The 20,018-nt window shown below is 62.2% G+C and carries 17 protein-coding genes and 1 pseudogene; 7 read left to right on the plus strand and 11 right to left on the minus strand.

The window, feature by feature from the left end:
• Positions 1–134 precede the first annotated feature (134 nt).
• Both BLU76_RS19155 and BLU76_RS19160 read left to right on the plus strand, forming a co-directional pair.
• The gene (locus tag BLU76_RS19155; RefSeq protein ID WP_092223877.1) at positions 135–2,174 is read left to right on the plus strand and encodes an oxidoreductase; all 2,040 of its coding nucleotides are present in this window, start codon (positions 135–137) and stop codon (positions 2,172–2,174) included.
• A gap of 133 nt (positions 2,175–2,307) precedes the next feature.
• On the plus strand, positions 2,308–3,216 hold the full coding sequence (locus tag BLU76_RS19160; protein ID WP_092145425.1) for a 1-aminocyclopropane-1-carboxylate deaminase/D-cysteine desulfhydrase: 909 nt from the start codon (positions 2,308–2,310) through the stop codon (positions 3,214–3,216).
• 6 nt (positions 3,217–3,222) lie between these two features.
• On the opposite strand, the gene BLU76_RS19165 is transcribed toward BLU76_RS19160, so the two are convergent.
• Complete coding sequence (locus tag BLU76_RS19165; protein WP_063322121.1) at positions 3,223–3,771, minus strand: cytochrome b; 549 nt, start codon at positions 3,769–3,771, stop codon at positions 3,223–3,225.
• A gap of 126 nt (positions 3,772–3,897) precedes the next feature.
• A complete protein-coding gene (locus BLU76_RS19170; protein ID WP_092223879.1) occupies positions 3,898–5,304 on the minus strand; it encodes a type VI secretion system Vgr family protein in 1,407 nt (468 codons plus the stop codon).
• 219 nt (positions 5,305–5,523) lie between these two features.
• Between BLU76_RS19170 and BLU76_RS19175 the strand changes: the two genes are divergently transcribed.
• Positions 5,524–6,228, plus strand: coding sequence for a YebC/PmpR family DNA-binding transcriptional regulator (locus BLU76_RS19175; RefSeq protein WP_003199952.1), 705 nt, complete (start codon positions 5,524–5,526; stop codon positions 6,226–6,228).
• 209 nt (positions 6,229–6,437) lie between these two features.
• Here the strand turns inward: BLU76_RS19175 and BLU76_RS19180 are convergent, their stop codons facing one another.
• Positions 6,438–7,751, minus strand: coding sequence for a leucine-rich repeat-containing protein kinase family protein (locus BLU76_RS19180; protein ID WP_092223881.1), 1,314 nt, complete (start codon positions 7,749–7,751; stop codon positions 6,438–6,440).
• Between the two features lie 321 nt (positions 7,752–8,072).
• Between BLU76_RS19180 and BLU76_RS19185 the strand changes: the two are divergent.
• Positions 8,073–8,264, plus strand: a pseudogene (locus BLU76_RS19185) (IclR family transcriptional regulator); the annotation flags it as partial.
• 24 nt (positions 8,265–8,288) lie between these two features.
• Here the strand turns inward: BLU76_RS19185 and BLU76_RS19190 are convergent.
• Positions 8,289–9,041: an anti-sigma factor family protein gene (locus tag BLU76_RS19190; protein WP_063322117.1), complete on the minus strand. Its 753-nt coding sequence runs from the start codon at positions 9,039–9,041 to the stop codon at positions 8,289–8,291.
• Complete coding sequence (locus BLU76_RS19195; RefSeq protein ID WP_063322116.1) at positions 9,038–9,544, minus strand: sigma-70 family RNA polymerase sigma factor; 507 nt, start codon at positions 9,542–9,544, stop codon at positions 9,038–9,040. The genes BLU76_RS19190 and BLU76_RS19195 overlap by 4 nt, the downstream gene beginning before the upstream one ends.
• A gap of 168 nt (positions 9,545–9,712) precedes the next feature.
• On the opposite strand from BLU76_RS19195, the gene BLU76_RS19200 reads away from it, so the two are divergent.
• Together BLU76_RS19200 and BLU76_RS19205 are read left to right on the plus strand one after the other, a co-directional pair.
• A complete protein-coding gene (locus BLU76_RS19200) occupies positions 9,713–10,795 on the plus strand; it encodes a catalase family peroxidase (RefSeq protein ID WP_092223883.1) in 1,083 nt (360 codons plus the stop codon).
• Positions 10,792–11,328 (plus strand): cytochrome b, encoded by a 537-nt coding sequence (locus tag BLU76_RS19205; protein WP_092223885.1) that lies wholly within the window; start codon positions 10,792–10,794, stop codon positions 11,326–11,328. The genes BLU76_RS19200 and BLU76_RS19205 overlap by 4 nt, the downstream gene beginning before the upstream one ends.
• Before the next feature lie 57 nt (positions 11,329–11,385).
• Here BLU76_RS19205 and BLU76_RS19210 read toward each other — a convergent pair whose 3' ends face one another.
• Positions 11,386–12,537, minus strand: a complete 1,152-nt coding sequence (locus tag BLU76_RS19210; protein WP_092223886.1) for a M14 family metallopeptidase — start codon at positions 12,535–12,537, stop codon at positions 11,386–11,388.
• A gap of 493 nt (positions 12,538–13,030) precedes the next feature.
• Complete coding sequence (locus BLU76_RS19215; RefSeq protein WP_092223889.1) at positions 13,031–13,372, minus strand: DUF6124 family protein; 342 nt, start codon at positions 13,370–13,372, stop codon at positions 13,031–13,033.
• A 131-nt stretch (positions 13,373–13,503) separates the two neighbouring features.
• Here BLU76_RS19215 and BLU76_RS19220 point away from each other — a divergent pair, with 131 nt between their 5' ends.
• On the plus strand, positions 13,504–14,151 hold the full coding sequence (locus tag BLU76_RS19220; protein ID WP_046064773.1) for a LexA family protein: 648 nt from the start codon (positions 13,504–13,506) through the stop codon (positions 14,149–14,151).
• 29 nt (positions 14,152–14,180) lie between these two features.
• Here BLU76_RS19220 and BLU76_RS19225 read toward each other — a convergent pair whose 3' ends face one another.
• The 4 genes from BLU76_RS19225 to BLU76_RS19240 all read right to left on the minus strand — a co-directional run bounded on the left by BLU76_RS19225 (position 14,181) and on the right by BLU76_RS19240 (position 19,825).
• Complete coding sequence (locus tag BLU76_RS19225) at positions 14,181–16,130, minus strand: acetyl/propionyl/methylcrotonyl-CoA carboxylase subunit alpha (protein WP_092223891.1); 1,950 nt, start codon at positions 16,128–16,130, stop codon at positions 14,181–14,183.
• Positions 16,127–16,945 carry a gamma-carboxygeranoyl-CoA hydratase gene (locus tag BLU76_RS19230; RefSeq protein ID WP_063322110.1) on the minus strand — a complete coding sequence of 273 codons (819 nt, stop codon included), beginning with the start codon at positions 16,943–16,945 and terminating at the stop codon, positions 16,127–16,129. Before BLU76_RS19230 ends, BLU76_RS19225 begins: the two co-directional genes overlap by 4 nt.
• 13 nt (positions 16,946–16,958) lie before the next feature.
• Complete coding sequence (locus BLU76_RS19235) at positions 16,959–18,563, minus strand: carboxyl transferase domain-containing protein (RefSeq protein WP_092223893.1); 1,605 nt, start codon at positions 18,561–18,563, stop codon at positions 16,959–16,961.
• A gap of 98 nt (positions 18,564–18,661) precedes the next feature.
• Complete coding sequence (locus BLU76_RS19240) at positions 18,662–19,825, minus strand: isovaleryl-CoA dehydrogenase (protein WP_092145444.1); 1,164 nt, start codon at positions 19,823–19,825, stop codon at positions 18,662–18,664.
• Between the last annotated feature and the right edge of the window lie 193 nt (positions 19,826–20,018).

A 20,018-nucleotide genomic window follows, 5' to 3' on the forward strand; every position in this document is an offset into this window, starting at 1 on the left:
TGCACATTTGGATCATTAACTTGTCAGTTACGGTCATTGAGCGCCCGCATCCGGACTCTTACGCTGTGGGTCATGACAGACGCAAGCCGCAGAGCTTGCGCTTTTCCCCGTGATCGCCCGTTGTGGAGTTACCGATGACCGCCTCTCATTACCCGCACCTGCTGGCCCCGCTGGACCTGGGTTTCACCACGTTGCGCAACCGTACCCTGATGGGCTCGATGCACACCGGCCTGGAAGAGAAACCCGGCGGTTTCGAACGCATGGCGGCGTATTTTGCTGAGCGCGCCCGGGGCGGCGTGGGCCTGATGGTCACCGGTGGGATCGGGCCGAATGACGAGGGCGGCGTGTACTCCGGGGCGGCCAAGCTGACCACCGAGGAAGAAGCGCTCAAGCACCAGATCGTGACCCGGGCCGTACACGAGGCCGGTGGCAAGATCTGCATGCAGATTCTCCATGCCGGGCGCTACGCCTACAGCCCCAAGCAGGTCGCACCGAGCGCGATCCAGGCACCGATCAACCCGTTCAAGCCCAAGGAACTGGACGAGGAGGGTATTGAGAAACAGATCAGCGATTTCGTCACCTGTTCGGTCCTGGCCCAGAAGGCCGAATACGACGGCGTCGAGATCATGGGCTCGGAAGGTTATTTCATTAACCAGTTCCTGGCGGCCCACACCAACCACCGTACCGACCGTTGGGGCGGCAGCTATGAAAACCGCATGCGCCTGCCGGTGGAAATCGTGCGTCGGGTGCGTGAGGCAGTAGGCCCGAACTTCATCATCATCTTTCGCCTGTCGATGCTCGATCTGGTGGAAGGTGGCAGTTCGTGGGACGAAATCGTCCAGTTGGCCAAGGCCATCGAGCAGGCCGGCGCAACGATCATCAACACCGGTATCGGTTGGCACGAAGCGCGGATTCCCACCATTGCCACCAAGGTTCCACGGGCGGCGTTCAGCAAGGTCACGGCCAAGCTGCGTGGTTCGGTAAGCATCCCGCTGATCACGACCAATCGCATCAACACCCCGGAAGTGGCCGAGCAGATCCTCGCTGAGGGCGATGCCGATATGGTCTCCATGGCCCGGCCGTTCCTGGCCGATCCGGAGTTCGTCAACAAGGCCGCTGCCGGTCGCAGTGATGAAATCAACACCTGCATCGGCTGCAACCAGGCGTGCCTGGACCACACCTTTGGCGGCAAGCTCACCAGTTGCCTGGTCAACCCACGGGCTTGCCATGAAACCGAGCTGAACTACCTGCCGGTGACCCAGGTGAAGAAAATCGCCGTGGTCGGTGCCGGCCCGGCCGGGCTGTCCGCAGCCACGGTGGCGGCCGAGCGTGGGCACCAGGTGACGCTGTTCGATTCGGCCAGCGAAATTGGCGGGCAGTTCAACGTCGCCAAGCGCGTGCCAGGCAAGGAGGAGTTCTTCGAAACCCTGCGCTACTTCAAGCGCAAATTGCAGACCAGCCATGTCGAGCTGTGCCTCGATACCCGGGTGGATGTGGCGCAATTGGTGGCCGGCGGCTACGACGAGATCATCCTCGCCACCGGCATCGCGCCGCGCGTGCCGGCGATTCCCGGGGTGGAGCATGCCAAGGTGTTGAGCTACCTGGACGTGATCCTCGAGCGCAAGCCGGTGGGCCGTAGCGTCGCGGTGATCGGTGCCGGCGGTATTGGCTTCGACGTGTCGGAGTTCCTGGTGCATCAGGGCGTCGCCACCAGCCAGGACCGTGAGGCGTTCTGGAGGGAGTGGGGCATCGACACCCACCTCGAGGCTCGCGGCGGTGTGGCCGGGATCAAGGCTGAACCCCATGCACCGGCGCGCCAGGTGTTCCTGCTGCAACGCAAGGCGTCCAAGGTCGGTGACGGCCTGGGCAAGACCACCGGCTGGATTCACCGCACAGGCCTGAAGAACAAGCAGGTGCAGATGCTCAACAGCGTCGAATACCTGAAGATCGACGATGACGGACTGCACATTCGCATCGGCGAAACCGGCGAGCCGCAAGTGCTGGCCGTGGATAACATCGTGATCTGCGCCGGCCAGGATCCGCTGCGCGAGTTGCAGGAAGGCCTGGAAGCGGCGGGGCAGACCGTCCACCTCATTGGCGGCGCCGACGTGGCAGCGGAACTGGATGCCAAGCGGGCGATCAACCAGGGGTCGCGGTTGGCGGCGCAGTTGTAACTCACACGCTCTGTAGAACCCGGATCCCCTGTGGGAGCGAGCTCGCTCCCACAGGAGGCGGTGAACTCCGATCCTGAAGTCTCTCAACACCGAGCTGTTAAGATGCCGGTATCTTCCCCTCCGGCCCGCCGCAATGCTGCTTCCCGCCCTCGACTGGCATCCCCAACCCCGACTCGAACCCCTTCACCTGGACTGGCTCGCCCGTGCCGGTGTCGAAGTGGCGGTGTTGCGCCTGGACCGGATCGATCCGCTGATCAGCGGCAACAAGTGGTTCAAGCTGGTCCCTCATCTGCGCACCGCCCATGAGGCCGGAGCCGAAGGGGTCATGAGCCTGGGCGGTGCCTATTCCAACCATTTGCATGCGCTGGCGGCGGCCGGCAGGCGCTTCGGCTTTTCCACGGCCGGGCTATTGCGCGGTCATCCCCAGGACACGCCGACGGTGCGCGACCTGAAAGCGTTTGGCATGGACCTGCACTGGTTGGGTTATGGCGGATACCGAGAGCGGCACGCAGCGGATTTCTGGGAACCGTGGCAGATTCGCTATCCACATTTGCATCCGGTGCCCGAGGGCGGTTCGGGATTGCCTGGGGCGCAAGGCTGCATGACGTGGGTGGCCAGTGTCCGTGAACAATTGGCGGCGCTGGGATGGGCGGATTATCACGGCTGGTGGTTGGCTTGCGGTACTGGAACATCGCTGGCCGGACTGGTGCTGGCCGAAGCGGGCGAGCGCCCGGTCTACGGCGTGCTGGCCGTGCCTCCGGACCATGGCGTGGCCCGGCAGGTCGAGCGCATCGTGGGAGAAGCCGGGCTTTCCAGCCCGCGTCATGAGTTCTTCGACGGCAGCCGTGGCGGGTTCGCCCGGGTCGATGCCGAACTCACCGAGTTCATCGAAACCACGACGGCCATCGAACTGGAGCCGTTGTACACCGGCAAAGCCTTAATGTTGCTCAAGACGCAAGTCGAGGCCGGACGATTTGCCCCGGATACCCGTCTGGTCTTCGTCCACACCGGCGGTTTGCAAGGCCGCCGGGGGTTCGAGTAACGACGGTCAGCCGCGTTTGGGCATCATCCGCAGCAGCGTGTTGTCCCGTACCACATAGTGGTGGTACAGCCCCGCCAAGGCATGCAGGCCAATCAGCCAATAGCCGATGGTGCCGCCCAGCACGTGCCAGCCTTCCAGTTGCTTGGCGAAATCCTTGTCTTGATTGATGAGCAACGGCAGATCGAAACCGTAGAACATCACCTGGTGCCCTTCGGCGCTGGTGATCAGCCAGCCCAGCAGCGGCATGGCGATCATGAACAGGTACAGCGCCCAATGCATCAGGCGAGCGAGAACGGTTTGCCATGCAGGCGACGCCGGGAAAATCGCCGGAGCCTTACCCATGCTGCGGGCGAACAGGCGTAGCCAGACCAGCAGGAACACCGTCAGGCCGAGCATGAAGTGCGCTTCCTTGATCAGGGTGCGACCGCCACTGCCTTTGGGGAAAATCCCGCGGAACTCGATGCAGGCGTAAACCACGGCCAGCAGAACCAGCATCAGCCAATGCAAGGTGACCGTGACGGTACTGTAGCGGCTTTCTGAGTTTTTCCAGGGCATTGCAGGCCTCTCCAACGATCAGGGTAGAGCGCCGTCTAGAGCGGCGTTATCCGTTTACTGTAAGCCCGTTTCGCTGGGTTTGCTTGAGCCAGATCACTTTTGCCGGCATGAAGCCACAGGGTTGAGTCAGGGAGTCAAATCCGGCGGATTCAGCAGCCAGTCCAACAGCAGCCCCGCATCATGGTCCCCACGGGGCGATTTCGGGGACGTGGCGGTATGGCCTGCGCCGGTATCGACAGCCCCTGGGCACAGCACCGGTCGATCAGGGTCGCCATCGAGAAAACTCACCAGCACTTCGCTGCCGGCCATCAGCCTGGGGCTGCCATCCAGCGTCAGCCGCGACACGGGCAGCGTGATGCCGTCCTGGTCCGGCGCCCATAGGCTGACACTCACCTGGCCACGTTCATCGGCGCTGGCCGGCTGGCCGGTGCTGCCGAGTACATGGGCCAGGTGGTACCCGGGGACGGGGGGCTTGGGGTGCTTGAGGGCTGGCCTGAACGTGGTGGACCAGGGAATGGCGGTGAACCGGTTGCGGTAGTCACGGGCCGACGGTGCGGCGGGCAGGTCTGGCTCCAGGATCGAGAACTGCCGTCCGCGATGCTGGACCTCGGTGATCAACCATTGATCGTTGAAGGTGGAAACCGGGTGTTCGCAGACCTGTACGATGTCGCCGCCGTGCAGGGCCGGTTGGGTACTGTGGCCATGGATCTCCCGTTGCCGGCAGCGCAGCCGTTCAAGGTGGCGGCGACCGGCCTGGTAACGGTGAGCCAAGGCCGGGTTGCCGTGCATGGCTTCGTGATCGAGCCGCTCAAGGGGTTGATTCGCCGCCGAGGCCTCGGCTTCGGGCGGGGCCCGGTCACTGAACCCGACGGGCAGCCCAGGCATCATCGGATGGTGACGCAAATACAAGCGTCTGATGGCCGGCTGCAGGCTGTCGTTCGGGCGCAGGGGCAGCTCGATGGGGCGCGCGGGAAAGCTCTTCGGGTCTTCGGCAAACACCAGGACATGGCCCTGGGGAGCATGTTCGAAGTGGTAATGAATGCCTTCTTCCTCACACAGTCGTTGCAGGAGGGTCAGGTCGCTTTCGTCGTACTGGATGCAAAACGGGCGACACGGATACAGCCCATGGGGCAGTTCGAAACGGTAGCTGTCGACGGGTAGCGCGTGTTCTTCCAGCAGGCGTTGCAGCAGCTGCACCACGCTGAGCCGATGGAAAACCCGGCGCTGTGGGCCTTGCTCCAGTTGCTGGAGGTAGGGAACCAACGTCACACGATAGCCGATACGCCGCGGCGCCAGGGCACTGAGGCTAACGCTGTGGACAATCCCATGGACGCCCGATTCGCCTTCCAGGCGCAGGAAGGCCGGATGCCCCAAGAGCAGTTGGAGATCTATCGGCGGGGCCAGGCCGATCAGTTCGAGGTCAAAGCGGTATGGCTGGTTGAGGGCTTCGCGGCCACTGAACCGCAAGACTTGCAGTTGCAAGCCGCTTTGCGTGAGCGTCAGGCTGAAGGGACTTTCCGTGTCGTTGCGCATCGCAGCTCCTACTGGCAGGGAGAGAGGCGCAGAGGGTACGAAACCGCAGGGGAAAACGGTGCTTGTGAGTCGCTATTTCAGAAACGCCCTACAACACGCTGTGAAAATGTCGATCCGGCAGGGTGAATTTTTTGGTCGATCAGCCGGTTTAGGCCGTATAAACTTGCGCCACAGCGCCGGCCGGCAGATGTCTCGGCGCGTCAGACAAGAGAGTGAGTAATGGGCGCACAGTGGAAGGTTAAACACAAAGAAGCGGCTGCCAACGCCAAGGGCAAGATCTTCGGCAAGCTGGTGAAGGAAATCACCATTGCCGCGCGCAACGGCGCTGATACCGCGACCAACGCGCACTTGCGACTGGTGGTCGAACAGGCGAAGAAGGCCTCGATGCCCCGCGAGACCCTGGAACGTGCGATCAAGAAAGGTTCTGGCCAGCTCGGTGAAACCGTGCAATACCACCGCGTCACCTACGAAGGGTTTGCGCCGCACCAGGTGCCCCTGATCGTTGAGTGCGTGACCGATAACATCAACCGTACTGTTGCCGAAATTCGCGTCGCGTTCCGCAAGGGCCAACTCGGCGCCTCGGGTTCGGTGGCGTGGGACTTCAACCATGTCGGCATGATCGAAGCCGCGCCGGACAGCCCGGACGCCGATCCGGAAATGGCCGCCATCGAGGCCGGTGCCCAGGATTTCGAACCGGGCGAAGAAGGCGCGACGTTGTTTCTCACCGATCCTGCCGACCTCGATGCCGTACAGAAGGCCTTGCCGGAGCAGGGTTTCACCGTATTGTCGGCCAAGCTGGGCTATCAGCCGAAAAACCCGGTCAGTGGCCTGACCGACGAGCAGATGGCTGAAGTAGAAGCCTTCCTCGAAGGCCTCGACAACCACGATGACGTGCAGGACATGTTTGTCGGGTTGGCGGGTTAACCCCACCCTGCTTGGACCAGGGACAGGATGGACATGTGGCGAGGGGATTTATCCCCGCTGGGCCGCGAAGCGGCCCTGAAACCAGACAACTTGGGTATGTCTGGCTGACTCGGCAGAGTTTTGGGGGCTGCTGCGCAGCCCAGCGGGGATAAATCCCCTCGCCACAAAGGTTCGGGCGATCAACCGATGACGTCGATTGAATCAGTGGATTAGAAGCTGGACAACAGCTGCCTGATCTCATCGAACCCCGGCCGCGCCAACACCTCTGGCTGACAGCAACGCACCTGCAGATCCTGTAACGCTGCCAGTTCCTCAGCACTGAGCGTCGGTTCGATCCGCGCCAGCAATTCCCCCAGCAAAATCCCGAAGGCCCGTACCTCGATGCGTTGCAGCGCACGGGTTTGCAGGTTGTCTGTGGTGGCGTGGAACGACGCCGCGCCAAAGTCCCCCAGCAGGCAATCGCCCTGTTCATCGCACAGAATATTGTGCCCGTAGAGATCCCCATGGGTGATGCCATGGCGGTGCAGGTGCGCCGCCACCGAGGCAATGCCGTGGGCGATGCGCAAGGCCACCGGGGCGCTCAGGCGCAGTTCATCGGCATACACGTCGCGGCTGCATGACGCCAGGCTCGGCAGCCCGGCGAGGTTACGGTAGCTGGGCTCGATCAGCGCCATCACCAGCCCGGCCTGTTGCTCGGGGTGCCCGGCAACCTGACCCAGCACCTCAATCAGGTTCGAGTGGCGACCGGCCGTGATGCAGGCATGCATCTCATGCAGGGGCGAGCCGTCGCTGGTCATCTGGCCCTTGTACAACTTCACTGCGACCTTTCGTGCCGCCTGGCCGGGCGTCTGCCAGAGCGCCTGATGAATCACCCCCGACGCGCCTTCGCCCAGTTGTCGTTGCAGTTCCAGATGCGACCATTCGATAGGCGTCGTGGTTTTCAGGGCCGTCGCTTGCGCCTGGGTTTCCAGTGGGTTGCCGGCGTAGGCCAGCCAACTGAGGCTTGGCAACGTGAGCAGCCATTGCGGCAGTTCGGTCAGTTGGTTGGCGGCGATGCGTAACAGTTCGAGGCGATGACACTGGCCCAGGCTGGCTGGCAACTGCTGCAAACGGTTGCCGGCCAGCATCAGTTTTTGCAGATAGGGGCGTTGGCCCAGTTCATCCGGCAAGCGGCTGACGCAGTTGTCGGTCAGGATCAGCCAGCGCAGCAGTGGCGGCAGTGCGGCGCCCGTGACGCGGTTGATGCGGTTGGCCTTGAAACCGACCATGGTCAGCGCGCTGCAACGGCCCAGGCATTCGGGCAGTTCAGTGAAGCGGTTGTCGGAACAGAACAGTACGCGCAGGCGAGTCAGCCGATGCAGGTCGTCGGGCAGCGTGTCCAACTGATTGCCGCTGAGGTTGAGGATCTCGAGGGAATCGGCCAGGTCGAAGATTTCCCGGGGAAACTCCGTCAAGCCGCAGGCCAGGTCCAGCCGGGTAATGCCGCAGAGCTGGCCGGCGCGTAGTTGGGCGAGGGTGTGCATGGATGGGGTCGCTGTTGATCAAGGAGTGGGCACAAGAACCTGTGGCGAGGGAGCTTGCTCCCGCTGGGCTGCATGGCAGCCCCAAAAAGCGGCTATGCAATCAGTCTGACACACCTTGGTGTCAGGTTTGAGGGCTGCTTCGCAGCCCAGCGGGAGCAAGCTCCCTCGCCACAGGTTATCTTCAGGCACTAAGCCCGAGAGGGCCGCATGATAACTGCAAAATTCGCGCTAGCGCTCGATGCTGCGGTTCCAGCGGGCGTTCCAGGCCGGGCATTGCTCGTTGACCTGGTCCCAATCCACGGCAATCGCCGTTTCCAGGTATTGCCGATCCTCGACCGTGACGGCCGAGCCGTGGCCGCCTTGAGCGTGGCAACGGTGAGCGACCGCCTGGGGCCCGATCGCCTGCCGATGGTGGTGGACATGCTCAAGCGCGAGGCGGCCCTGATCGGACCGCGGATCAACCCGTTCGACCCGTTGCTGCGCAGGCCTTCGCAGGTGTTTGGGCAGGGTTGAACACTGCCTCAAACCCACCGCTGATCAGAAGTCCAATGTCTGCTTGAGTCTTTGCACCGTCGGCGCATCACTGGGGATGACCATCGCATAGTTGTAGCCCGGCCCGGACCAGTACTCGGCTTGCAACTCGCCCTCGCGACGACTGCCCCGCGGCAGGAGGAAGTTTTTCGGGCCGGGTGGGCGCACGTAGAAGCTGATTTTCTGACCGCTCGGGTCCTGATAGACCACCATCGCCGCCGCGCCTTGTTCGGTGCTGAGCAAGCGTCCGCTGACCGGCTTGAAGCCCGCCCCCGACAGGTCTGGCAGCCGGTCAGCCTGGGTGAAGTAACGGTCGAGCCAGCCTTGCATGCTCTGCTCGTCGCCGGTCTGGTAATCGGCCGGAAGGATGCCCTGCTGGGCAATCAACCGGTACGCCTGGAGGGCGTCAGCCATGGGGGCTGCGGCGCTGAGTAGGGTCATTTGTCGCGCCTGCCAGCCGCTGACCCCGCCTACGCTGACGGCCAGCAGCAACACCGCGACGCTGGCCAGGTGGCGGCGGGAGCGATGTTTCAGGTGCTGGCGAATCATGGCCGGGTCGAGATCCGGATTGGGCGGCTGTTGCAAGGCGCCGCTCAGGGCCGTGCGCAGGTGCTGCGCGTCTTGTTGCCAGGCGCGGACCCGGGCGGCGACTTCCGGCTGGTTGGCCAGGTAGGCCTGCACCAGGCGCTGGTCGGCCTCGCTCAGTTGGCGATCGACGTAGGCGTGCAGGTCGTTGTCGCTGGGGGGCATGCTGATCATTTGAGTATCCGCAGGGTAGGGCGGGTGACTTCGCCGTCGCTGAGTTGGCGCAGGGCCTGGCGAGCGCGGGACAGGCGGGACATTACCGTGCCGGTCGGCACGCCGAGGATGTCGGCGATTTGCTGGTAACTCAAGCCTTCCACCGACACCCAGAGCAACAACGCGCGCTGTTCCGTCGTGAGCTGATCGAAGGCCTGCAACGACGATTGCGCGATCACGCTGCGCTCGGCCGAAGGGTGGGCATCGTCGCGGCCGGTGAAAAACTCCAGCATGCGCGCATACCGTCGTGAGCGGCGATGGCTGTCGAGAAACTGCCGATACAGAATCGAAAACAGCCAGGCCCGCAGATCGCCGTCCGGACGCTTGTCGTTCCATTTGGACAATGCCCGTTCCAGGCACATCTGCACCAGGTCGTCGGCGTTGCTCGGGTTGCGCGTCAGCGACACGGCAAAACGCCGTAGCCTGGGGATGAGCTCGCGCAACTGTTCGTCGAATGCGTTCATAGGGGTGTGGCTTCTGTGGGCAGTCATTGCGCCGGGACTGGAAAGACGACCCGCGAACGAGATTATTCCAGTGCAGGAAAAATAAATACGAGGCGTGGGAATAAACCTGCCGGGCCTTCGTCTGACGGGTCCTTTCCAACAAATGGCCTCGAGGCCTGGAGATTTCTCATGGTTGATCCTTCATCCTCGTCGAGCCGGCCACCCTTGAGTGCCGCTGGCCTGACATTACGCCTGAGCGGCATCGCCGTGATTGTTGCTGCGTTGGCCGGGGCGTTTGCCTACGTCAATGGCAGCCTCGACCCACAACGCCTGACACCACAGGCATTGGTCAATGTGCTGGAAAAAAACAACGGCGTTCACCCGGGCTTTCGACGCAACCACTCGAAAGGGGTCTGCGTCGCGGGTTACTTCCAAAGCTCGGGCGAGGCCAGCGCCTATTCCAGCGCCCAGGTGTTCTCGCTGCCGCAAACGCCTGTGGTTGGGCGTTTCGCCTTGCCCAGCGGCAATCCCTATGCACCGGACGGCAGCGTGCCGATTCGCAGCCTGGCACTGCGCTTTACCCAGGCCAACGGCCAGCAATGGCGCACCGGCATGAACAGCATGCCGGTGTTTCCGGTGGGTACGCCGCAAGCTTTCTACCAACTCCAGCAAGCCCAGTCGCCGGACCCTGCCACAGGAAAACCGAACCCTGCGGCCGTACCGGCGTTCTTTGCCGCACACCCCGAAGCGGCGCCGTTCCTGCAATGGATCAAGACCGCCAAGCCGTCGGCCAGCTATGCCACTGAAACCTACAACGGCATCAACGCGTTCTATCTGATCAACCCCGCCGGGCAGCGTCAGGCGGTGCGCTGGGGCATGGTGCCGATGAGCCAGGATGTTGCGGATGCGACGCCACCCCAGGGGGGCGACTTCCTCGAGCAAGACCTGGTGAAGCGCCTCGCCGCCGGGCCGTTGCGCTGGCAGTTGAACATCACCCTGGCCAACCCGGGTGACCCGGTGAACGATGCCAGCAAGGCCTGGCCCGCTGACCGCAAGGTACTCAATGCCGGCACGTTGGTGCTGGAGCGCACCCAGGCGCAGGACAACGGCGAATGCCGCGACATCAACTATGACCCGCTGATCCTGCCCCAAGGGATCGAAGGTTCCGAAGACCCGCTATTGGTCGCGCGCTCCGCCGCCTATGCCAGTTCCTACTTGCGACGTACCAGCGAAGTGAGCCAGTTGCCCGCCAAACAGGAGTCCCGTCCATGAGCGCCCCTCGTCACTTTGCACCGCTGGCCCGGCTGCTGCACTGGCTGATGGCCGTGATGGTCATCGCCATGCTGTTCATCGGCGCGGGCATGGTCGCCTCGGTGTCCGAACGCCATGAATGGCTGTTGCAGTTGCACAAACCATTGGGTATCGCGATTTTGCTGTTGGTGATTGTGCGCCTGATGGTGCGTTTTACTACCCGCCAACCGCCGCTGCCGGCGGATCTGCCGGCCTGGCAAGTGCTGGCGGCAAACGCCTCGCATGTGCTGTTGTACGCCCTGATGCTGCTCTTGCCGTTGTTGGGCTGGGGCATGATTTCGGCGGCGGGGGACCCGGTGATGCTCGGCGACTCGTTGCAACTGCCTTCGATTCTGCCAGCCCACGCGCAGACGTTCGCACTGCTGCGCAAGGCCCACGGGTACCTGGCTTACCTGTTGTTCGTGACGGTGCTGGTGCATCTGGCGGCGGCGTTGTTTCACGCTTGGGTGCGCCGGGATGAGGTGTTGGACAGTATGTTGCGCGGCAAGGGTTGATGGATTGTGGCCAGGGAGCAAGCTCCCTGGCCACAGGGGATTGATCAGGTCTTCGGATCAGCGCAATTCGTCGACCATGGCCTCGATGGTGCTCAACACATCCTTGCCCAGCTGCATCGAGCGTTTGCCGGACCAGCCGGTGATCGGGTTCGGGTGATCGTTGTGGTCCTTGAACGGCATCTCCAGGGTCAGGGACAGGCAGTCATATTTCTGGCCGACCGCGTTACAGGCCAGGGTCATGTTGGCCTGGCCCGGTTCGTCGCGGGTGTAGCCGTGAGTGGTCTGGAAGTCTTTGGTCTGATGCTTGAGATGGCTGCGAAAGCGCTCTTCAAGTTCGGCAATGCGTGGCGTGTAGCCCGGGTTGCCTTCGCAACCGGCGGTGAAGACGTGGGGAATTTCCTCATCGCCGTGAGCATCGAGGAACAGATCGACGCCGTACTTTTCCATTTGTTGCTGGACGAAAAAGACCTCGGGGCTGATTTCCGAACTGGCGTTCTGCCAGGCGCGGTTGAGGTCCTGGCCCATGGCGTTGGTCCGCAGATGCCCATGGAATGCGCCGTCCGGGTTCATGTTCGGCACCAGGTACAGATCGGCCTTGGCGAGCAACTGGTTCAGTTGCGCATCGTCATGCTGCTGAAGGCGTTCGATCACGCCCTCCATGAACCACTCGGCCATGTGCTCGCCGGGATGTTGCTGGGCGATGATCCAGACTTTGCGCCGGCCTTCGGCACCGCTGCCTTTGCGCAGCAGCTGAATGTCCCGGCCTTCCACGCTTTTACCGACGGCCAAGAGTTCGGTGCCAGCCTTGTGCTGTGCTTGCTCGATCAGCCAATCATGTCGGCCGCGACTGTAGGGTTCGAAGTAGGCGAACCAGACGTTGGTCTGTTCGGTCTCCAGATAAAAGCGCAGGGCGTCGCCTTCAAATTGGGTCGGAATGCGGAACCAATTGACGTGATCGTAGGAGGCAACGGCCTGGTAGCCCGTCCAGGCCTTGTTGTAAGACGATTGACTGGCGTTGAGCAGCCGAAAGGAATATTCCTGGCCGACGTGCAGGCCGCTGGCCTTGAAGTGGAACCATTGGAAATGGGCGCTGCGGGTGTCGGGCCTGATCTTGAGCAACGACTGCAACGGGTTGCTGATGTCGACGACCTCGATGTTGCCGCTGTCGAAATTGGCGCTGATATCAAAGGAAGATTTAGCCACGGTCACGATTCCTGGAGAGGATTTTCATGGCCATTACTGTACACGCAAGACGGGGGGAACCGAGACGCTTTACGTCACGTAAACGAGGGGGCGTCCTCCCTGGACGCCGAGCCAGCTTAGAGAGTCTGCAATTGATTCTCAAGCGCTGGTTGTCGATAGTTTCCGCCTGCGTGGCGGGGCTGCTCTTGCAAACGGGTATTCATTTGCTATCATCGCCGCCATCGAATTGGCAGCACCCAAAAAGACTTCATTAGCCTGAAGCCATAAGCCGAAAAATCGGCAAAAAAAGACCCGGCAAAAAGCCGGGTCAAAAACCGTGATTAGCCTGATGAGGAGATATTCCAGAAGTCCGACCTAAGGTCTTCTGGTCTATCGACTGATCTCGCGACCAGCTGATGCAATAATAATCATTATCATTTGCAAGTCAAATGATTTTATCGCGTCGATGGAAAATTTTTCTCGTCGTCCGCGTTCGCGGCGACATTCCCGAGTGTTACCCCTAGCGAATCGGGTAGCCATCCAGGGATCGGTCAAGCATCACCTTGACCAGGTCAATCATGTGCACCACCGAAAACGCCAGGTCACGGTTCGAACCGTTCAACTGGTTGGCGGACTCGTGGGCGGTTGCCGCTGCACAGCGCAGCAGGTCGCATGCGTGAACAAGGGCTTCTTCTGCGCTGACGCTGTGATTGACGTCGAAGAAGCGATGTTCTGCCTGTGCCTGCGAAACACCTGGTTTCAAGTAGTAATCGAGGGCGCGCTTGGCCGCCGGGCAATCCTGCAAGGAAGGGAACGTGCTGTCGAAAGGGCTGCCGGGTTGGTTTTTGTTGGGTGTATCCATGGTGATGAAAATCTCCGTGTGGGGGGCTGAACTCCTGAATCCAGAATAGTACTTATCGTAATTGTGACGATAATTTAAATACTACAATTTGTGTTTTGAATGGCCGGAGTCATCCACGTATCGTGCCGCACATGGATAAATGGATAGAGTTGGTCAAGGCCAAGATGAAGGAGCTGCGCATCACGCAAGTGGTGCTTGCAGAACGGTTGGGAATGTCCCAGGGCGGCGTCGGCCATTGGCTGACCAGGCGCCGGCAACCCAGTGTCGAAGACATGAACCGGGTCCTGCGGGAGCTGGGGCTGGAGTTTCTGGAAGTGGCGATGGTGATTCGCGAGCCGGACACTTCCACGGACGAAGGCATGGCCCTGGCGCAGAAGTACAATCCGTACTTCCGCTACCCGGTCAGTGAATGGCACGAGGTTGGCGAGGTTCGCGAAGGCGATCCTGGTGCCTACAGCCAGGCGCGCTACGAGCTGACGGACTACCACGCCCTGGGGGCCGCGTTCTGGCTGGTGGTGGTGGGCGACGCGATGACCGCACCCAGCGGCTTGAGCATTCCCGAGGGCATGTCGATCCTGGTGGATCCGGCCATCGAGGCGGTGCCAGGCAAACTGGTGGTTGCCTGCTTGCCCGGCAGCAGTGACGCGACCTTTCGCAAATTGATCGAAGAGAGCGGGCAGCGTTACCTGGTTCCGCTCAATCCGACTTACCCGAAAAACCTGTACACCGAGCAATGTCGGCTCATCGGTGTGGTGGTGCAGGCCACCATCAGGTTCTGACTGGATCGGCCCTGGGAGCGGGCCGATGCCTATTCTTCGAACGCCACCAGGGCACTGCCTTCGCTGACCATTTCACCTTCCTGGCAATACAGCGCCTTGATCACCCCGGCCTTGGGCGCACGAATGCTGTGCTCCATTTTCATGGCCTCCAGGACCACCAGTTGAGCTCCGGCTTCCACCGGCTGACCGACACTCACCAAGACCCGCACGATACTGCCGTTCATGGGCGCGGCCAGGCCGCCCTGATGGCTGTGGCTGGCCTCTGCCGCGGCCAACGGGTCGTACAGATCGATCCGATGCAGGTCTCCCGCCCAGTGCAGATACAGGCTGTCGCCCTGGCGAATGGCCCGATGGCTGCGGCGCACACCATGGTGCTCGATCGTCAGTCGCTCACCCTTGAGTTCCGCGCAATGGGCTGTGACGTCCAGCGTCAGCGCACGATCCTGGCCTTCACAGCTCAGGTGCAAGGTGGTTTCCCTCGGCAACCCCAGGCGCATCCCGGTGGTGCTGGCCCACGGTGAGCCGGCGTCATCGCCGCGTACGTGCGGTGCCAGGCTCAAGGCGAAGCCTTGAGCGGCTGCAAGCCAGAATGCGTCATCCAATTCGCCCGGCTCTGGCAGCAATTGCGCTTGGTAACGTGGGATAAATCCGGTGTCCAGCTCTGCCGCCGCGAAGGCGGGATGGGCGACGATTCGGCGCAGGAACCCGATGTTGGTTTTCAGCCCGCCAATGGCAAATTCGTCGAGCATGCTCAACAGCCGCAAGCGCGCCTGTTCGCGATCCTCACCCCAGGCAATCAGCTTGCCAAGCATCGGGTCGTAGAACGGCGAGATTTCATCCCCTTCTTCAACCCCGCTGTCGACCCGCCGACCCGGCCCCTTGACCGATTCGCGATACAACGCCAGGCGGCCGGTGGCTGGCAGAAAATCGTTGACCGGGTCTTCGGCATACAGCCGCACTTCGATGGCGTGACCGAGCAGCGGCACTTGCGCTTGAGTGATCGGCAAGGGTTCGCCTTGGGCAACGCGGATCTGCCAGGCCACCAGGTCCAGTCCGGTGATCGCTTCGGTGACCGGATGCTCGACCTGCAAGCGGGTATTCATTTCCATGAAGAAAAACTCGCCCCGCGCATCCAGCAGGAACTCCACCGTGCCGGCCCCGACGTAACCAATCGCCTGGGCTGCGCGCACGGCGGCTTCACCCATGGCCTGGCGCAATTGCGCGGTCAGGCCGGGGGCGGGGGCTTCTTCCACGACTTTCTGGTGGCGGCGCTGGATCGAGCAATCGCGTTCGTTGAGGTACAGGCAGTTGCCGTGTTGGTCGGCAAATACCTGGATTTCCACGTGGCGTGGCTTGAGCAGGTATTTTTCCACCAGCATCCGTGAGTCGCCGAACGAGGACTGCGCTTCACGCTGGGCCGAGGCCAGGGCTTCGGCCAGTTGGCTGACATCCTCGACGACTTTCATGCCCTTTCCGCCACCGCCGGCCGTGGCCTTGAGCAATACCGGGTAGCCGATGCGCTCGGCGGCGTCGCGAAAGGTCTCCAGGTCCTGGGCTTCGCCGTGATAACCGGGCACCAGGGGCACGCCGGCGGTTTCCATCAAAGCCTTGGCCGCCGATTTGCTGCCCATGGCATCGATGGCCGAGGCCGGTGGGCCGAGGAAGATCAGCCCGGCGTTTTCAATCGCCCGGGCGAACCCGGCGTTCTCGGACAGAAAGCCATAGCCGGGGTGGATGGCCTGGGCGCCGCTGGCTTTCGCTGCGGCGATCAGCTTGTCGATTTGCAAGTAGCTGTCGGCGGCCTTGCTTCCGCCCAGGTCGACGCGGATATCGGCTTCACGGCTGTGGCGGGCGTCGCGGTCGGTGGCGCTGTGGACGGCAACGGTGGTCAGGCCCATGGCTTTGGCGGTGCGCATCACGCGGCAGGCGATTTCACCGCGGTTGGCCACCAGCAACGTGGTGAGGGCAGGGGCGCTCATCGACGCGGCTCCTTGTTATTCGATTCGGCTTGCCAGTTCGGCGCACGCTTTTGCAGGAACGCCCGCAGGCCTTCCTGACCCTCCGGGCTGACGCGGATGCGGGCGATGGCATTTTCGGTGTAGCGCCGCAGCGCCGGGGTAAGGGCGCCGTTGCCGACTTCACGCAGCAGTTCCTTGCTGGCGCGCATGGCCGCCGGGCTGTTGAGCAACAGGTTGTCGATCCACTGTTCGACCTGCTGGTCCAGGACCTCGGCCGGGTAACTTTCCGACAGCAAACCGATTTCTTTCGCACGTTGCCCGTCGAAGCGTTCCGCCGTCAGGGCATAACGACGCGCCGCCCGCTCGCCGATGGCTTGCACCACGAACGGGCTGATCACCGCTGGCGCCAGGCCAATGCGCACTTCCGACAGGCAGAACTGTGCTTCATCGGCGCCAATGGCCATGTCACAAGCGCTGATAAGCCCCAGTGCGCCACCGAACGCGGCGCCCTGGACGACGGCTAGGGTAGGAATTTTCAGCTTGGCGAGGTTGTACATCAGCTCCGCCAGTTCCCGGGCGTCATCAAGGTTTGTGTGGTAGTCGAGTTCGGCCGATTGTTGCATCCAGGCCAGGTCGGCGCCGGCGCTGAAATGCTTGCCGCGGCCGCGGATCAGCAGGAAGCGCAAGTTTGGATCGCTGCTGACGTGGTCCAGGGCCAGGATCAGTTCGCGGATCATTTCGGCGTTGAACGCGTTGTTTTTCGACTCGCGGCTGAGCCACAGGGTAGCAACGCCCCGTGGGTCGCTGTGCAGTTCGAGGGTGTTGAAGTTATCCATGGGCATTCCCCGTTTACATCCGGAACACGCCGAAGCGGCTCGGTTCGATAGGCGCGCTCAGTGACGCGGACAAGGCCAGGCCCAGCACGTCGCGGGTCTGGGCCGGGTCGATGACGCCGTCGTCCCACAGCCTGGCACTGGAATAATAGGGGTGACCCTGTTCTTCGTACTGATCGAGGATCGGTTGCTTGATCTCGGCTTCCTGCTCGGCGCTGAAAGGGTGGCCACTGCGTTCGGCTTGTTCACGCTTGACCTGCACGAGCACGCCGGCCGCCTGTTCGGCGCCCATCACGCCTATCCGCGCGTTCGGCCACATCCACAGAAAACGTGGGTCGTAGGCGCGACCGCACATGCCGTAGTTACCCGCGCCGAAACTGCCGCCAATGATCACGGTGAATTTCGGCACCTTGGCGCACGCCACGGCGGTCACCAGTTTCGCGCCGTGCTTGGCGATACCGCCGGCCTCGTACTTTTGGCCGACCATGAACCCGGTGATGTTCTGTAGGAACAGCAACGGTATGCCGCGCTGACAGGCCAGCTCGATGAAGTGCGCGCCTTTCTGCGCGGCTTCGGCGAAGAGAATGCCGTTGTTGGCCAGGATCGCGATCGGGTAGCCATGCAAGTGGGCGAAGCCGCACACCAGCGTCGTTCCGAACAGCGCCTTGAATTCGTCGAACACCGAGCCGTCCACCAGGCGCGCGATCACTTCCCGCACATCGAACGGCTGCTTGGCGTCGGCCGAAACCACGCCGTACAGCTCCTCGCCGGAGTAAAGCGGGGCAATCGGCAGACGATGCTGCAACTCGCCCTGTTTGCGCCAATTGAGGTTGGCCACGCTGCGGCGAGCCAGGGCCAGGGCATGTTCGTCGCTGTCGGCGTAATGGTCGGCCACGCCGGAGATCTTGCAGTGCACATCGGCGCCGCCCAGGTCTTCGGCACTGACCACCTCACCGGTGGCCGCTTTCACCAACGGTGGGCCGGCGAGGAAAATCGTCGCCTGCTGGCGGACCATGATCGCCTCGTCCGCCATGGCCGGCACATAGGCGCCACCGGCGGTGCAGGAACCCATGACCACGGCGATCTGCGGGATGCCCTGGGCACTCATGTTGGCCTGGTTGAAGAAGATCCGGCCAAAGTGCTCGCGGTCCGGGAACACCTCGTCCTGGCGCGGCAGATTGGCGCCGCCGGAGTCCACCAGGTAAATGCAGGGCAGGCGATTCTGCTGGGCGATGGTCTGGGCGCGCAGGTGTTTTTTCACCGTTAGCGGGTAGTAGGAACCACCTTTGACCGTCGCATCGTTGGCGACAATCATGCATTCGACGCCTTCCACGCGTCCGATGCCGGCAATCACACCGGCTGCCGGCACGTCTTCGCCATAGACTGCGTGGGCTGCCAATGGGCTGATTTCCAAAAACGGCGAGCCCGGGTCCAGCAGTCGGTTGATGCGTTCACGGGGCAGTAACTTGCCCCGCGACGTGTGCCTTTCCTGGGCCTTGGGACCGCCGCCTTGGCGAATTTGCGCGAGCAAGGTGCGCAAGGCTTCGACGTGTCCGAGCATCGCATCGCGGTTGGCGATGAACTCCGGCGAGCGCGGGTTGAGCTGAGTGTGCAGAATCATGGGCTACTCCGTAGCAGCTTTGAGCTTCAAGCCACAAGCTGCAAGCAAGAGCGCAGTTCGCTTGCCGCTTGAAGCTTGTCGCTCGTAGCTGACGAAATTCATTTCGTTTCGTTGAACAGTTCGCGGCCGATCAACATCCGACGAATCTCACTGGTGCCAGCACCGATTTCGTACAGCTTGGCGTCACGCAGCAGGCGGCCGGCCGGGAATTCGTTGATGTAGCCATTGCCGCCGAGGATCTGGATGGCGTCGAGGGCCATTTGCGTGGCGCGTTCGGCGCTGTAGAGGATCACCCCGGCGGCGTCCTTGCGGGTGGTTTCGCCGCGCTCGCAGGCCTGCGCCACGGCATACAGATAGGCGCGGCTGGCGTTGAGCTGGGTGTACATGTCGGCGACCTTGCCCTGGATCAGCTGGAATTCGCCAATGCTCTGGCCGAACTGCTTGCGGTCATGGATGTAGGGCACGATCAGGTCCATGCAGGCCTGCATGATCCCGGTCGGGCCGCCAGAGAGCACGACGCGCTCGTAGTCGAGGCCGCTCATCAGCACTTTCACACCGCCATTGAGCGCGCCGAGGATGTTGTCTTCCGGCACTTCGACGTCATCGAAGAACAACTCGCAGGTGTTGGAGCCACGCATGCCGAGCTTGTCGAATTTATTGCTGCGGCTGAAGCCTTTCCAGTCGCGCTCGACGATGAAGGCGGTGATGCCATGGGGACCTTTTTCCAGGTCGGTCTTGGCGTAGATCACGTAGGTGTTGGCATCGGGGCCGTTGGTGATCCAGGTCTTGCTGCCATTGAGCACGTACTTGTCGCCACGCTTGTCGGCCCGCAGTTTCATCGAGACCACGTCGGAGCCGGCGTTCGGCTCGCTCATTGCCAGGGCGCCGATGTGTTCGCCGCTGATCAGCTTGGGCAGGTATTTGGTTTTCTGTTCGTGATTGCCGTTGCGGTTGATCTGGTTCACGCAGAGGTTGGAGTGGGCACCGTAGGAGAGGGCGACCGAGGCCGAACCACGGCTGATTTCTTCCATCGCCACCACGTGGGCCAGGTAGCCCAGGCCAGCGCCGCCGTATTCTTCCGGTACGGTGATACCCAGCAGGCCCATGTCGCCGAACTTGCGCCACATGTCGGCGGGAAACAGGTTGTCGATATCGATTTGCGCTGCTCGCGGCGCCAGTTCAGCCTTGACGAAGGCCTGCACCTGGTCGCGCAACATGTCGATGGTTTCGCCGAGGGCAAAGTTCAGGGATGGGTAGCTCATGGGACACCTTTGGCTTTTTTATCGGGTGCGGAGAGCGGGGGGGAATGGCTCTCACCTTTACGTTAACGTAAGCCTGCGACGAGAGGCTGTCAATCGCCCTTTACGTTAACGTCAACTTGAGCCAGAGTAAGTGCCCGCAAAGGCATGTTGTTGCATCAGGTTACCGCTACACCCACTAATAAAGACAAGAGGG

The sequence above is a fragment of the Pseudomonas sp. NFACC08-1 genome (assembly GCF_900106735.1).
Lineage (GTDB): Bacteria > Pseudomonadota > Gammaproteobacteria > Pseudomonadales > Pseudomonadaceae > Aquipseudomonas > Aquipseudomonas fluorescens_Q.

Bases quoted from the DNA above. Each gene is read 5' to 3' on its own strand.
- BLU76_RS19155 (WP_092223877.1), top strand. From the start codon at position 135: ATGACCGCCTCTCATTACCCGCACCTGCTGGCCCCGCTGGACCTGGGT.
- BLU76_RS19160 (WP_092145425.1), top strand. From the start codon at position 2,308: ATGCTGCTTCCCGCCCTCGACTGGCATCCCCAACCCCGACTCGAACCC.
- BLU76_RS19165 (WP_063322121.1), bottom strand. From the start codon at position 3,771: ATGCCCTGGAAAAACTCAGAAAGCCGCTACAGTACCGTCACGGTCACC.
- BLU76_RS19170 (WP_092223879.1), bottom strand. From the start codon at position 5,304: ATGCGCAACGACACGGAAAGTCCCTTCAGCCTGACGCTCACGCAAAGC.
- BLU76_RS19175 (WP_003199952.1), top strand. From the start codon at position 5,524: ATGGGCGCACAGTGGAAGGTTAAACACAAAGAAGCGGCTGCCAACGCC.
- BLU76_RS19180 (WP_092223881.1), bottom strand. From the start codon at position 7,751: ATGCACACCCTCGCCCAACTACGCGCCGGCCAGCTCTGCGGCATTACC.
- BLU76_RS19190 (WP_063322117.1), bottom strand. From the start codon at position 9,041: ATGATCAGCATGCCCCCCAGCGACAACGACCTGCACGCCTACGTCGAT.
- BLU76_RS19195 (WP_063322116.1), bottom strand. From the start codon at position 9,544: ATGAACGCATTCGACGAACAGTTGCGCGAGCTCATCCCCAGGCTACGG.
- BLU76_RS19200 (WP_092223883.1), top strand. From the start codon at position 9,713: ATGGTTGATCCTTCATCCTCGTCGAGCCGGCCACCCTTGAGTGCCGCT.
- BLU76_RS19205 (WP_092223885.1), top strand. From the start codon at position 10,792: ATGAGCGCCCCTCGTCACTTTGCACCGCTGGCCCGGCTGCTGCACTGG.
- BLU76_RS19215 (WP_092223889.1), bottom strand. From the start codon at position 13,372: ATGGATACACCCAACAAAAACCAACCCGGCAGCCCTTTCGACAGCACG.
- BLU76_RS19220 (WP_046064773.1), top strand. From the start codon at position 13,504: ATGGATAAATGGATAGAGTTGGTCAAGGCCAAGATGAAGGAGCTGCGC.
- BLU76_RS19225 (WP_092223891.1), bottom strand. From the start codon at position 16,130: ATGAGCGCCCCTGCCCTCACCACGTTGCTGGTGGCCAACCGCGGTGAA.
- BLU76_RS19230 (WP_063322110.1), bottom strand. From the start codon at position 16,945: ATGGATAACTTCAACACCCTCGAACTGCACAGCGACCCACGGGGCGTT.
- BLU76_RS19235 (WP_092223893.1), bottom strand. From the start codon at position 18,563: ATGATTCTGCACACTCAGCTCAACCCGCGCTCGCCGGAGTTCATCGCC.
- BLU76_RS19240 (WP_092145444.1), bottom strand. From the start codon at position 19,825: ATGAGCTACCCATCCCTGAACTTTGCCCTCGGCGAAACCATCGACATG.